The following is a 13643-nucleotide window of genomic DNA, read 5'->3' as shown; positions in this document are numbered from 1 at the left end:
ATCATCCTGCGCTGAACGAAACCAGGCCATTTGCTCTTGTACAGGTATTTTCATGACGGATATTCGAATTCTGGTAGGTAGTGTCTACGGCGGCGCATTGATGACTGCAAGAGCCATCAAACAGGCACTGGACGCCGAAGGCTACTCGGTATCCGTTCTGGAGAATCCTGTGCTTGACGATATAACGTCTGATGCCGCCCCTTTGCTGGTCTGCACATCCACTACCGGGCAGGGTGAAGTTCCGGATAACCTTCTGCCATTTTATGCAGCCTTGCGTGACCAGTTGCCACAGCAGCCGGGCCGGCCTTTCGGCATCATCGTGCTGGGCGACAGCTCCTATGGCGATACCTTTTGTGGTGCCGGCGAGCTTATGGAAGAAGTGCTTTACGAAACAGCTGCCAGAAAGGTTGGAGAAACACTCCGCATAGATGCCCTGGAAACCCAGGAACCCGAAACCGAAGCCTTACCCTGGGTACGTGAGTGGGCATCTGAAGTATTGACTTGAAGATGGCTTTAATGCCTATCATGCAGCTAAAAACTACATAAAATCCGATTCTGACAATATTCATGATCAACGGTGACTTGTGCTGAAGCGACCATCGTCTCGCGTACTGGCAACGCTGGTGCTGTTGATGTCCCTGGCCTTCCACTGCCAGAGTGCAGAGACGTCCCGTTTTCCCGACATAGAATATTTGCGCCTGTCACCCGATGTTCAACTTTCTCCGCTTGAGGCAGCCAATTTCGACGACTGGCTACCAATGACAACAAGCAGCCCGAACTTCGGCTACACAAGTGACACAGTGTGGTTCCGCTTTGACATTCCAGCCAGTCGCCAGATCGACTTACTGGAAATAGCCTATTCCCACCTTGATCACATCGCGTTCTACATTATTGAAAACGGCAGACTCACTGAGACGATCGTCACCGGCGACCGGAATCCATTTTCCCAGCGCCCTATCCTGAATCGCCATTTTCTTTTCCCGTTCAGCCCGGAGAACAGCGATAACCGGCAGATTCTTCTGGAGATTCGTACCTCGGGCACCCTGCAGGTTCCTGTGGAATTCTGGAACACTCAGACTTTCTTCGAGCACGCCTCCGTTGAAGAACAGCTCAATGCTCTTTATTACGGCATTATGATCAGCGTTATTCTGTTCAACCTTCTTGTTTTTATCGCTCTGCGTGAGCACGTCTACCTCCTTTACGTGCTGTCAACGCTCGGTTATCTGTTGGTTATATGCAACTTGAACGGCACTGCATTCCAGCTGCTTTGGCCAGGTAGCCCGGGGATACAGAACCGCGCGATGTTGTTCATGGTTCCCCTCGCAGTCATATTCACACTGCTGTTCTCGCGATCATTTCTCAATTTGAAAAAAACCGGTCCAACCCTTGACCGGGTTGTGCTTGGCTTTGTTGCATTGAGTGCCACTGTGTTAACAGTCACAAGCATGATGGAATACAGTAGCGCTATCCGGCTAACGGTCGTCACAGCCTTTCCGAGCACATTGCTGCTTGCCGTAATCGGACCCCTACAATGGCTGCGGAGGAACCCTCAGGCCGGTTATTACACAATTGCCTGGGGTGCACTATCCATTGGCGGTGCCATTACAGCCGCCAACAGGTATGGCTTGCTCCCGGGCAACTTTATCACTGATTACGGTATGCAAATCGGTTCTGTCATTGAAGCAACACTTCTTGCCGTGGCTCTGGCAGCAAGACTTTACCGCGAGCGTGAAGACAAAGTAGATGCCCGCGAAGCCGAACTTGCTGCCATGGCTGCAAGACGAAACGCAGAACTCAAGCTGATTGAAAACGCCCTGCACAACCCTCTCACGGGCCTGCCCAACCGTGCCAGCTTCGAAATGCAGGTGAGTGACCTTATTCGCCAGACCCCGGACAAACGACATGGCGTTGTAGTGATTCACCTGAACAACCTGCAGTCCGTGACCAAAACCCTGGGCCACCAGAACAGCGACCGCATACTGGAACTGGCCTCGCAGAAATTTAACGCCATCACGCGCAAGCTTCCCGGCATTGTCTCTCTTGGGCAGCACAACGGGAGTAATTTCTTCATAGCCTCTCTCGATCCGGAAACCTTTGCCTGTGTTGTCGATGCAGACACTTCTGAGGGCGCTCGCAGGTCTGTCGCGCGCGCTGTGGAGGCCATCCGCAGCCCCGTTGACTATCTTGGAATGCAAATCCCTCTTCACGCGCAACTCGGCATCGCTATTTCACCAGCTCATGGCACCGACGCCACCTCACTGATCCGCAGGGCATGCATAGCAGAAAGTTCAGAGCGCGCCCAGGACAGTGGAATTGCCTATTACAAGACATCCCGGGACTCCTACAGTGCAGGACGGCTTACGATGATTTCGGGGTTACAACAAGCGCTTGCAAGTTGCGAGCTGGCACTCTATTTACAGCCAAAACTGAACCTTCGGACCGGCCAGATCGACAGCCTTGAAACGCTCATTCGGTGGCCCCGTAAAGAGCAGGCAGTTCGTGCTGATGAGATCATTGTGCTGGCCGAACAGACCGGATTGATCAAACCACTGACTCGCTGGGTACTGACGCAATCCCTGCAGCTTCGTTCCCGCCTTCTTGAGGCGGGTCACCATCTCGATTTCTCAGTAAATATCTCACCCTACAATCTCCGGGAGCCGGATTTCCCGTTATTCGTGGATCAGCTTATGAGTGCTCACCCACAGCACGAAGGCTCTATCATCTTTGAGGTGACTGAAACATCGATGATGCAGGATCCGGTCAACGCACTCAAAACGCTTAACACACTGTCTGATGCGGGCATTCCGGTTTCTATCGATGACTTCGGGTCAGGCTATTCATCACTTTCTTACATCAAACAGCTGCCCGCCAGCGAAATCAAGATCGACCGTTCGCTTATCACCGATCTTGCCACCCGGGAGGAAGATCGCGTTATTGTCCAGACCACGATCGACATGTGTCATGCCCTCGGGTATCGGGTTGTGGCGGAAGGTGTGGAGAACGAGGCAACTGCAAGCCTGTTGAAAGAGATGGGGTGCGATATGATCCAGGGCTATATGTTGAGCCGACCCTTGCCCATTGAGCAAATGCTTGGCTGGCTCGCCGAGAGGCACGAAACCAGCGCCGGACAGCAAACACCCGGATAATACTTATGGCCTGTCAACGCTGGCGAATAAGCGCTTCCTGAGTTGTAGACGCCACCAGAACCCCCTCTTGATTAAAGAAGTTACCCCGATTAAACCCTCGGCCGGCAGAAGCGCTCGGGCTATCCTTGTCGTACAGCAGCCAGTCTTCCATGCGGAAGTCCCGATGAAACCATATTGCATGATCCAGGCTTGCGATCTGCAGCCCCTTGTTCATGAAGGACACACCATGGGGGTTGAGAGACGTCCCCAGGAACGAAAAATCCGATGCATAGGTAAGCAGGCAGCGATGCAGAACAGGGTCATCCGGCAGTGGCCCCAGAGCACGAATCCAGCTCTGCTTATGGGGTGGACGCTTTTCAGGCTGGAGCGGATTCACCGGGTTCACCGGGCGAATTTCGATGGGGCGATCACGGGTCATGATTTCCCGCAACTTTTCTGACACCTGCGATGCCATCAACTTGCCCCACTCCTGCTCCGAACGCAGGGACTCAGGATCTGGCGCATCGGGCATCTCGGCTTGATGTTCAAAACCCTCTTCAGCAGCATGAAACGACATGGAGCCGGTCAGAATTTCCTTGCCATCCTGGCGCGCAATGACCCGACGAACCGAAAAACTACGGCCATCACGCACCCGCTGAACCTCATAATCAATTGGCATATGCTGGTTGCCCGGGCGCAGAAAATAGGCATGCATAGAGTGGCAGAGGCGGTTTTCAACCGTGTGACTGGCAGCCATCAGCGCTTGCCCGAGAACCTGCCCTCCAAACACATGGGGAAATCCCAGATCCTGGCTGTCGCCACGGTAATGGTCATCGCCCGTGGGTGACAGATACAGCAGTTCCACCAGTTTTTTTGTAACATCAAGCATGCCTGCTCCTGTAAATTCGTTAGCTCACGAAGGAGTTTCTACCCCAAGCGCAGACAGTTCGCAATGAAAAAACGCCGAGAGATGAGGATGTTCATGAGTGAATGGGAGGCACAACCTTGGACAACGCCTGCTTTTCCAATGCAAACCTGCCAGTAACCGCGAAGCCAAGCACATCACCCTCCGTATTTCTGAACAGCGCTTTTACATGGGTTCCGTCCTGCTCCGCTTCCCAGTTACCTTCAGCATCTGAAGGGGGCGGGCACACGGCAGCAGGGCAGCAGGGTGTTTTGATCATCACGGGCATGGTGCCATAGCTCACTTCAGTGCGTTCACCGGAAAGCGTTTTTGCCAGAGCACGGGCACAGGCCATCAGAGGCAGAACATAGAGCAGTACATGGCCGTCGACTTCTGCACAATCACCCAGGGCATAGACATCGTCAGCCGAGGTTTCCAGCGCCCGGTTCACCACGATGCCACGGCCTGTATCGATTCCGGCTGTGCGCGCCAGTTGCGTGCGGGGCCGAAGGCCTACAGCAGAAATCACGAGATCCGCCTGCAATTCTTTACCGTTAGCCAGAAACAGCGTTACCCCCGTGCCTGCGGGCTCAACTTTCTCAACAACTGTTTCCAGGTGGAAACGCACACCCAGTGATTCCAGCTCCGCCTGCACGGCATTGGCGGCGACCGGCGGCAGCAGGCTCGGCATGACGGCATCAGAGGGCGCAATCACCTCCACTTCATAGTCGCCGTTACGCAGGTCGTTCGCAAACTCACAACCAATAAGGCCAGCCCCCATAATCGCCACACGGCTTCCGGGCCGGAGTGCCTTACGGAACGCACGGTAATCCTCCAGATCATTGATCGGGAATACCCGCTCCAGGCCACTACCCGGTATGGTCAGGCGAATCACATCCGCGCCCCAGGCGAGAACCAGCTTGCTGTAGGTCAGACTCTCGTCCCCCAGCAGCAACCTGTGTCCTTCAGTATCTATACCGGTCACCGTCGTGTAGGTTCGCAGCTCGAGGTTTAATTGCTGCGCCATGGCCTCAGTATCGGCCTGGGCCAGGCCCTCGGCATCCTTTCCCTTGGTAAATCCAGTGGACAGCATGGGCTTGGAGTAGCTAACACCATCGTCAGCAGTCACCATTACAATCCGGGCTTCTTTATCCTGCTTGCGGATTTCCCGGGCCAGGGAATAACCTGCCAGACCGGTTCCAACAATAACGATGGGGCTCTGCTCTGTCATATCCATGCTCCGTCAGGGCTCAGCTGATCTCGATCATTTCAAAATCTTCTTTGCCCACGCCACAATCGGGGCAAACCCAGTCTTCGGGAACATCGTCCCACACAGTCCCGGGTTCAATTCCATCCTCGGGCCAACCTTCCGCTTCATCATAGACCAGACCACATACCACGCACTGCCACTTCTTCATAAACAAATTCCCTACCACGGACCTGTGGTCGCCATATTAATTGTCGAACAATACTTCAAACAAGTGTTTTTCCACTGGCTAACAAAGAAACCCGCCGGCTTTGCCAGCCATTTTCCAAGCCTTGCTGCGCCATAATACCCGGCACATCCGAATTGACCAATGCCGGTAAAGACACACCGGCTAAGCTTTTTATGCCAATCGTCAGTATTCTCCCCCCTCCCTTCCATCGTTCCTCTCCGGTATAATCGCCCGTTTTAAGACAGGACCGACCGTTATGCCCGATACCGTCGCCGAAATGAATCAGGTTATGACCGAGGCTGATTGCCTGGTTGATGAACAACAGGTACAGACTGCCATTCGCAACCTGGCCGACGACATTACCGGCCGCCTTAAAGACAGCAACCCTCTGCTGCTTTGTGTAATGAACGGCGGACTGATCTTCACCGGCCAGCTGCTGCCCCGGCTCAAGTTCCCGGTGCAGGCAGAATACCTCCATGCAACGCGCTACCGGCAGGAAACCACCGGCGGAATTCTTGAATGGAAGCTTCAGCCCGAGGCCGACATGAAAGACCGCGTCGTGCTGATTGTTGATGACATCCTCGATGAAGGCACAACCCTGTGCGCCATCGCAGATTACTGCCTGGCCCATGGAGCGAAACAGGTTCTGACCGCCGTGCTGGTCGATAAACAACATGACCGCAAGGCCCGTCCGAACCTCAGAGCCGATTTTACAGGCCTGAATGTTGAAGACCGGTTCCTGTTTGGCTACGGCATGGATTACAAAGGTTACTGGCGCAACGCTCCCGGAATTTATGCCGTAAAAGGTCTCTGACATCGAAGCCCGGGCAGACAATTCCAAACTGACCATACCGCCAACAGACTGGTACCGCTCGTTTTCAGCGGCAGGCCTTCGCAATCCGGATGTTCATGGCCCGGCGCGGTACTGGTTACAGGTGGAGGGCTCCTTTACAAGGGCTCTGCAGAAACGATGCGCAAATTCGTTTCATGTGGAAGTGCAACGCGAAGGCTTCGCTGCACCAACTCTTGAGGAAGCCAGACGCCTCAGAATACCCCTGCGCCAGCAGGCATGGATCCGCGAAGTGCGTCTTTGCGGTGATGGAGAGCCCTGGGTTCTTGCGCGCACCGTCATTCCCCTTGCCTGCCTGACCGGCGAAGGCAGGCGCCTTCTGCATCTTGGCAGCAAACCGCTGGGTGCCTATCTGTTCAGCAGCCGTGGCTGGCAACGGGGACCACTTGAAACCGGGCTTTGCAATCATCACAGCCTCACCGCTTCGAAAACCGGCTTGCCTGAAATTGCACGCCGCTCTCTATTCAGTAACAAAAAGGGTGCGCTACTTGTAGGTGAATACCTGCTACCGATTCTTTACCGTCAGATCTGACAAATAAACGGAAAAGCGCCGCGGCTTTCACCCCTGCCCGTGCACTGGCTATAATCCCTGCACTCTCATTAATTCAGATATTCTGTTCCAGACACCCCAACCGGATAGACCCATGCTGCCTGATGCCGTGCCAGAACACATACGGAGCCGACTTACTGATTACGCACAGCTGCTGCGCATCAACCGCCCTATCGGCACACTGCTCTTACTCTGGCCAACCTACTGGGCACTCTGGCTTGCAGCCGACGGCAGCCCGGGCATTGGCAACATTGTTGTCTTTACTCTGGGCGTTTTCTTCATGCGCGCCGCCGGGTGCGCCATCAACGACTTTGCCGACAGAGACTGGGACAAGCACGTAAAACGCACCAAAGACCGGCCACTGACCACCGGCCGGGTGAATGCCTGGGAGGCGGTCGCTCTTTTTAGCGGGCTTTGTATTATCTCGTTTCTGATGGTGGTGCTGTTTACCAACACCCTTACTCTCTACCTGTCCTTTGGCGGCGCGATACTGGCGTTTATCTACCCCTTCACCAAGCGTTACACCCATCTGCCGCAACTTTTTCTTGGTGCCGCCTTCTCCTGGGCCATCCCCATGGCGTGGGCCGCCGAAGCCGGCGAACTTAGCCAGGTCACCTGGTTACTGTTCACTGCGAACGTACTCTGGACCGTTGCCTACGATACTTTCTACGCCATGGTTGATCGCGACGACGATCTCAAGGTCGGTATCAAATCCACCGCCATCCTTTTCGGCGATGCCGACCGCGCCATCATTGGCACACTGCAGACCATGGTGGTGCTTATCCTGATCATCGTCGGCAACCGCTGTGAGCTGGGAAGCTTCTATTATCTGGGGCTGGTTGCCATGGCCTGCCTGTTTATCTACCAGCAGTATCTGGCCAAAGACCGTGAACGTGATGGCTGTTTCAAGGCATTTCTGAATAATAACTGGGCGGGGTTTGCAGTTTTTACCGGTCTGGTTATCGACTTGATCATCGCGTGACAAGGCCGAAAAACACAGGGCTTACAACAGCGGAAAGAACCGGGCTGTCACACCGCTGTAATAATCAAACGTTGTAATAGATCAGCAACACATAATGGTCTGAAACAGGTTATAGATTATGTCTGGAAAAACCGTCCTGGTTGTCGACGACGAGCCCGCTATCCGGGAAATGATCCTCGTTGCACTGGAAATGGCCGATTACGAATGCATGGAAGCTGCAGACGCCCGCGAAGCCCATGCCCTGATTATCGACAAACAGCCGGATATCATACTGCTTGACTGGATGCTGCCCGGAACCACTGGCATCGAGCTCGCCAGGCGCCTTAAAAAAGACGAGACCACAGCAGATATCCCTATCATCATGCTTACCGCCAAAGTCGAGGAAGACAATAAAATCCGCGGCCTGGAAGTGGGCGCTGACGATTACATCACCAAACCTTTCAGCCCCCGGGAACTTGTGGCCCGCCTGAAAGCAGTGCTGCGCCGGGCAACGCCTCCGGGTATCGACAGCCCTATTGAGGTGAACGGACTGACACTGGACCCGGCAAGCCATCGGGTCACCGCGAACGAGGTCTCGCTTAACATAGGGCCTACAGAGTATCGCCTGCTGCAATTTTTCATGACGCATCAGGAACGTGTATATACCCGCTCGCAGCTCCTTGATCAGGTATGGGGCGGCAACGTTTACGTTGAAGAAAGAACGGTTGATGTACACATCCGACGACTGCGCAAGGCTCTGGGGGACCACGACTATCTTATCCAGACGGTGAGAGGCGCCGGTTACCGCTTTTCTATTCAGCCGGCCTGACAGGACAGCGCAAATCACAAGAGCAATACAAGGCAGCCTTCAATGCAGAAAAACTGGTCGCGACATCTGCGCTACACGCTTGCCGGCCTCTCAGGCATCACTCTTGCCGGGCTGTATCTGGGATACCCGGTTTACGGGCTGACAGTCGGGCTGGCTTTTTACACGCTCTGGACTCTTGGCCAGACCCGCCGCCTGGCACAGTGGCTGGCAAACCCGAATGCCGATAACGAGGCACCCCAGAGCCTGGGTATCTGGGGCGATCTCTTCGACAGACTGCACAAGCTTAACCAGAACTACCTGGAAACGCGGGATAGACTGCGAGCGCGAATCGACCGCATACAGGAATCCACCAACGCCATGCGTGACGGTGTCATCATGACAGACGCGCGCGGCGCAATGGAGTGGTGGAACGGGGCGGCAGAGTACCTCTTGGGGTTTCGTCGCAATACGGACCAGGGCCAGTACATCTACAACCTGATCCGCACACCGGCGTTTACCTCATATTTTGATGCCAAAGATTACCGTGAACCTCTTGAGCTCCACTCCCCTGCAAAACCTCACATTCATCTGCAAATCCAGATCAGTCTGTTCGGCGACGATGATCGGCTCATCGTCGCAAAGGATGTCACACGCCTGCATCAACTGGAGCAGATGCGCAGAGATTTCGTCAGTAACGTTTCCCATGAAATGCGAACCCCGCTGACCGTCATCAGCGGTTACCTGGAGACTCTGTCAGACAGCGCCGATGAACTCCCCCCAAAATGGCAGCGGGCAGTCAATACCATGGCCACTCAGTCCTTCCGCATGGAGGCGCTGATTACCGACCTCATTCTGCTATCCAAGATCGAAACCGGCGAGCAGACCATGAATGATGCACCAACAGACGTTGGCGCACTGGCCCGGCAGATCTGCCAGGACGCCCGGACGCTCAGCGGTGAAAAGCAACATGACATTATCTTCCAGGCCTCGAGTACGCAGAGGCTGAAAGGCGATGAAAACCAACTGCGCAGCGCTTTCTCCAACCTGATCTTCAACGCCGTCAAATACACACCCGCTCAGGGCAGGATAACCGTATCCTGGTACACCAACAGTTCCGGCGGCCACCTTTCAGTAAAAGATACAGGCTCAGGTATCGATCAGGTTCATATTCCCCGGCTGACCGAACGCTTTTACCGCGCCGACCCCAGTCGACATAAGGATACCGGCGGCACAGGGCTGGGCCTGGCCATCGCCAAGCATGTATTGATCAATCACGATGGCAGCCTGGAAATAAACAGCCGACTTGGTGAAGGCAGTGAATTTGTCTGCCACTTTCCGCAGGAGCGGCTGATTGAAGGCGCTAAAGAGTAATTCTTGTTCCTGCCGGGGGAGCATGAAACTCAGCGCTTGCCGGCCCGGAAACGGGCAACGAACCGGGACAGGTCCTCCATTTTTTTAGGATCCTCATCCACAAACCGGATGGTGACACTCACAAAGTCGGTGTCTCTGCGCTTATCCACGGCCTGCAACTGGTGTACGTAGCCGTTCAAACGCGCCATTTGCCCGTCGCCGGTTTCAATATCAACCACCGCCTGATCCAGAATGCCCGGAAATGCCTGATCCCGCTTCGCAATGACCCGCACTTCCGTCAGGTTGATGTCCTTGACCACTGATTTCAGAGTACTGTCTGCGAAGCGCACCGAAGCGCGGCTCATGCTGCCCCTGGACACTGCTGGCTTTGAGCCCTCAGGAACGGGTGACGCAAGGGCATCGGCTGCTGGAGCGGCGCGTTCTGCCACCGCAGCTGCAGGCTCCCGTTTTTGCGTGAGCAAAGCCGCCGATTCCTTGAACGCGTCTGCCGGCCCGGCCATGGATTTACCACTCTGGCCCATGGCGGTGGCCAATGTATTGCCCATCACCTTGATGATTTTTTTGCTCAGCCCCTCCGGACTGAAAGGCTTGCCGAGATACTCGGAAACGCCTTCCTTCACAGCCTCGATCACATGATCCTTATCGCCCCGGCTGGTAATCATAATGAAAGGTACTTTCTCGTACTGAGGCTGCTGACGCATCCACTGCAACAATTCAAGGCCGGACATTTCCGGCATTTCCCAATCACACAAAATCAGATCGAACGTCGCCCGGGACATAAGCGATTGCGCCCTGCGGCCGTTCTGGGCATCGGTGGTCTCTATAACCGGGAAACGCTGGCGAACCGTCCGTTTAACCAGATCTCTTACAAAACTGGCGTCATCAACCACCAGCGCTTTCAGGGTTGCCATGTGTCGAACTCTTGTGAAGGTGTCGCTCAACTATAGAACAAAGGCCCGCGCGGAAAACCTGCAAGCTACAAAAAACCACAAACTTCAAACGCAAAAACCGACGAGGCTGCGGTGTAAACGGCCCTTTACGCAGCAGGTTAAAGAACTGTCACTCCCTGCGGGCCGGTAAAGTGTTTCACCGGCCTGAAAACGCGCTAACATGGGCTGAGTATCGTCCACACTTTTACCCTGACCGAGGTTTCACGTGCTGACCAAGCTTGCAAGGATCCTGCCCAACCGGCAAATGGCGTGCCTTCTCTCTGTATCTGCCCTTCTGGCCATCTCAGCCCTGCCTGCTTCGGCTGAAGAGACAAATACTGAGGCCGTCCTGAAGGCGCCCGATGGCTTTGAAGAGTGCAAGCTGCAGCTGCAGGAAAAAGCCATCGCGGCGGGCGTCAGCGCGCAGACTGCCCAGGAAGTAATGACAAAAGTCCAACACATAGAGCGGGTGATAGAGCTGGACCGCAGACAGCCCGAGTTCACCACCACCTTTGCAGATTATCTGAATCGTCGTGTTAACGACGCCAGAGTGACCAAAGGCCGCGAACTGATCCAAGAGCACAGCGCATTGCTGGCCCGGGTTACAGAAGAAACCGGCGTACCCGCCCCCTATCTCGTATCTTTCTGGGGACTGGAAACCAACTTCGGCAGCTATTTCGGCAAAATGTCCGTACCGGATTCCCTGACAACCCTGGCCTGTGATGCCCGTCGCAGCACTTTTTTCACCGAACAGTTGATCGCCGCACTGCGTATTATTGATGAAGGCGCTATACCGGCAGATCAGATGGAAGGGTCCTGGGCCGGCGCCATGGGCCACGTGCAATTCATGCCTACGGTATTTCTGAAACATGCCGTCGATGCAGATGGTGATGGGCGCCGTGATCTCTGGAACAGCCTGCCCGACGCCATGATGTCCGCCGGCAAGTTCCTTCAGTCCATGAATTGGGACGGAGATTACCGTTGGGGCCGGGAAGTACTGCTGCCCGAGAACTTCGACTACTCTCTGGCAGACGGGCGTCGGCTCGAGCTGGGTAAATGGCGGGAGCTGGGCATTACCGACGCCTTCGGCAAGCCGCTCGCCCGGGAAGATATTACCGCTGCACTGATTGTCCCGGCCGGCCACCAAGGGCCCGCCTTTCTTGCCTATCACAACTTCAAGGTGATCATGGGCTGGAACCGCTCAGAGTTCTACGCCATCGCCGTTGGCCACCTGGCTGACCGCATTGCAGGCGCCGGATTACTCCAGAACCCGCCACCGGAAGACACTCCGGCGCTGTCGAGGGACACGGTTCTTGAGCTTCAGGCCGCTCTCAACGAACGTGGATACGATGCCGGCAAGCCAGACGGCATCACCGGGCCAGCCACCCGCTCTGCGATCCGTAAGTATCAGCATGATAACGGGATGATCGCTGATGGCTTTCCAGGAGAAGCGTTACTTGATAGCCTTCAGATGTCGGGTTCCTGATCGACTGTCGCATTAACGGGAATATTTTCACAGCCTAAGGTATATGCAGTAAAAAAAACTGCCACTCCGTCCTTTTACCAGGCCGGAATGGCAGTTTTTTTACATCTGACGTTTCTCAATTCTTACTCTCCGTGATCTGAATCTATAATCCGCGCATAATACTCACTATCATTCTCTACCTTCACGGAATTCATGGACTCCATCACTCAGGCAGCTCTTGGTGCCTCAATAGCGGGTGCGCTTGCAGGCAAAACGCTCGGGCGACCGGTTCTGCTCACCGGCGCATTGCTGGCCACGCTTCCAGATCTTGATGTGCTAATTGATTACGGTACCGCGGTCGCGAATTTCACCCAGCACCGGGGCTTCAGCCATTCCCTGTTCGTGCTGGCACCGCTTTCTTTGCTGCTCGCCGGTTTGCTGTGGCGCTGGAAGCCGGAACCGGGGTTCCCACGCTGGCTGCTACTCACTGCGTTGATACTCCTGACGCACCCTCTACTGGATACCTTTACCACCTACGGCACACAGCTGTTCTGGCCGATTGGCAGGCCGCTGGCCATCAGCAGCATCTTCATCATCGACCCGCTGTATACGCTTCCGTTGCTGGCCGGCTGCATCGCCTTTCTGCTACGCCCTCCGGCTTTACGAGCAGTAACGGCAGGCCTGGCTTTGTCCACCCTGTATCTCGGCTGGTCGTTTGTGGCTCAGCAGGTCATTATAGAGCGTGTGCAGCCCGCACTCGCCAAAGCAGGCTTCGCTAACGCCGAACTGCTTGTTCAGCCTATGCCCTTCAACACAGTGCTCTGGCGTGCCACTGCGATCACTGACCAGCAACGGGTTGAAATCGTTACCGGCTTTCTGGATGGCGACGCTCCCTTAACGCTTGAGTACTTCCCCCGCCAGCCAGAGCTGGCGAGCACCGTCTCGCAATTGCCCGAAACCCGTCGACTGGAATGGTTTACCCGGGGCTTTCTCGATTACAGGGAAACCAACGGCCAAATCACCGCAACCGATGTTCGTTTGGGCATTCCGGGGGCTCACCCTTTCACGTTTGTTCTGGCCAATGAACAGAATGGCACTCTCACACTGGGCAACGGCGAACGAGCGCCCAGGCCAGCCATGAATACCGGGGCACTGCCGCTACTTTGGGCTCGCACGACTGGCGCCATTCCGATACTGTGCCTTGCCAACCTTGCAACGCCTGCTCTCGGCGAGGAATGCTAAAA

General features: G+C 55.2%; 13 protein-coding genes. 9 read left to right on the top strand and 4 right to left on the bottom strand.

Annotated features, from left to right (window positions below; all coding sequences use genetic code 11):
- Positions 1 to 52: 52 nt before the first annotated feature.
- Positions 53 to 505, top strand: coding sequence for a flavodoxin (locus ACN0RL_RS08430; protein ID WP_417515649.1), 453 nt, complete (start codon positions 53 to 55; stop codon positions 503 to 505).
- 79 nt (positions 506 to 584) lie between these two features.
- A complete protein-coding gene (locus ACN0RL_RS08425; RefSeq protein ID WP_417515647.1) occupies positions 585 to 3146 on the top strand; it encodes an EAL domain-containing protein in 2562 nt (853 codons plus the stop codon).
- Positions 3147 to 3159: 13 nt separating this feature from the next.
- Here the strand turns inward: ACN0RL_RS08425 and tesB are convergent, their stop codons facing one another.
- The 3 genes from tesB to ACN0RL_RS08410 form a co-directional block, all read right to left on the bottom strand.
- Positions 3160 to 4014 (bottom strand): acyl-CoA thioesterase II, encoded by an 855-nt coding sequence (gene tesB / locus ACN0RL_RS08420; RefSeq protein ID WP_417515645.1) that lies wholly within the window; start codon positions 4012 to 4014, stop codon positions 3160 to 3162.
- A gap of 91 nt (positions 4015 to 4105) precedes the next feature.
- Complete coding sequence (locus ACN0RL_RS08415) at positions 4106 to 5260, bottom strand: NAD(P)/FAD-dependent oxidoreductase (RefSeq protein WP_417515643.1); 1155 nt, start codon at positions 5258 to 5260, stop codon at positions 4106 to 4108.
- A gap of 19 nt (positions 5261 to 5279) precedes the next feature.
- A complete protein-coding gene (locus ACN0RL_RS08410; protein WP_417515641.1) occupies positions 5280 to 5447 on the bottom strand; it encodes a rubredoxin in 168 nt (55 codons plus the stop codon).
- 274 nt (positions 5448 to 5721) lie between these two features.
- Between ACN0RL_RS08410 and ACN0RL_RS08405 the strand changes: the two genes are divergently transcribed.
- The 5 genes from ACN0RL_RS08405 (at position 5722) to phoR (ending at position 10005) form a co-directional block, all read left to right on the top strand.
- Complete coding sequence (locus ACN0RL_RS08405; RefSeq protein WP_417515639.1) at positions 5722 to 6279, top strand: hypoxanthine-guanine phosphoribosyltransferase; 558 nt, start codon at positions 5722 to 5724, stop codon at positions 6277 to 6279.
- A gap of 28 nt (positions 6280 to 6307) precedes the next feature.
- Entirely contained in the window at positions 6308 to 6847 is a 540-nt protein-coding gene (locus ACN0RL_RS08400; RefSeq protein WP_417515845.1) for a chorismate--pyruvate lyase family protein, read from the top strand.
- Between the two features lie 112 nt (positions 6848 to 6959).
- Positions 6960 to 7847 carry a 4-hydroxybenzoate octaprenyltransferase gene (gene ubiA, locus ACN0RL_RS08395; protein ID WP_417515637.1) on the top strand — a complete coding sequence of 296 codons (888 nt, stop codon included), beginning with the start codon at positions 6960 to 6962 and terminating at the stop codon, positions 7845 to 7847.
- 118 nt (positions 7848 to 7965) lie between these two features.
- Positions 7966 to 8655, top strand: a complete 690-nt coding sequence (gene phoB / locus ACN0RL_RS08390; protein WP_417515635.1) for a phosphate regulon transcriptional regulator PhoB — start codon at positions 7966 to 7968, stop codon at positions 8653 to 8655.
- A 42-nt stretch (positions 8656 to 8697) separates the two neighbouring features.
- Positions 8698 to 10005: a phosphate regulon sensor histidine kinase PhoR gene (phoR, locus tag ACN0RL_RS08385; protein WP_417515633.1), complete on the top strand. Its 1308-nt coding sequence runs from the start codon at positions 8698 to 8700 to the stop codon at positions 10003 to 10005.
- 29 nt (positions 10006 to 10034) lie between these two features.
- On the opposite strand, the gene ACN0RL_RS08380 is transcribed toward phoR, so the two are convergent.
- On the bottom strand, positions 10035 to 10916 hold the full coding sequence (locus ACN0RL_RS08380) for a response regulator (RefSeq protein ID WP_417515631.1): 882 nt from the start codon (positions 10914 to 10916) through the stop codon (positions 10035 to 10037).
- Between the two features lie 244 nt (positions 10917 to 11160).
- Between ACN0RL_RS08380 and ACN0RL_RS08375 the strand changes: the two genes are divergently transcribed.
- Positions 11161 to 12420: a lytic murein transglycosylase gene (locus ACN0RL_RS08375; protein WP_417515629.1), complete on the top strand. Its 1260-nt coding sequence runs from the start codon at positions 11161 to 11163 to the stop codon at positions 12418 to 12420.
- 192 nt (positions 12421 to 12612) lie between these two features.
- Complete coding sequence (locus ACN0RL_RS08370) at positions 12613 to 13641, top strand: metal-dependent hydrolase (protein ID WP_417515627.1); 1029 nt, start codon at positions 12613 to 12615, stop codon at positions 13639 to 13641.
- Positions 13642 to 13643: the final 2 nt, after the last annotated feature.

This window comes from Marinobacter sp. (assembly GCF_048259445.1).
Lineage (GTDB): Bacteria > Pseudomonadota > Gammaproteobacteria > Pseudomonadales > Oleiphilaceae > Marinobacter.
Note: the sequence above shows the minus strand (reverse complement) of the source record. Positions and strands in the feature narration are given on the sequence as shown.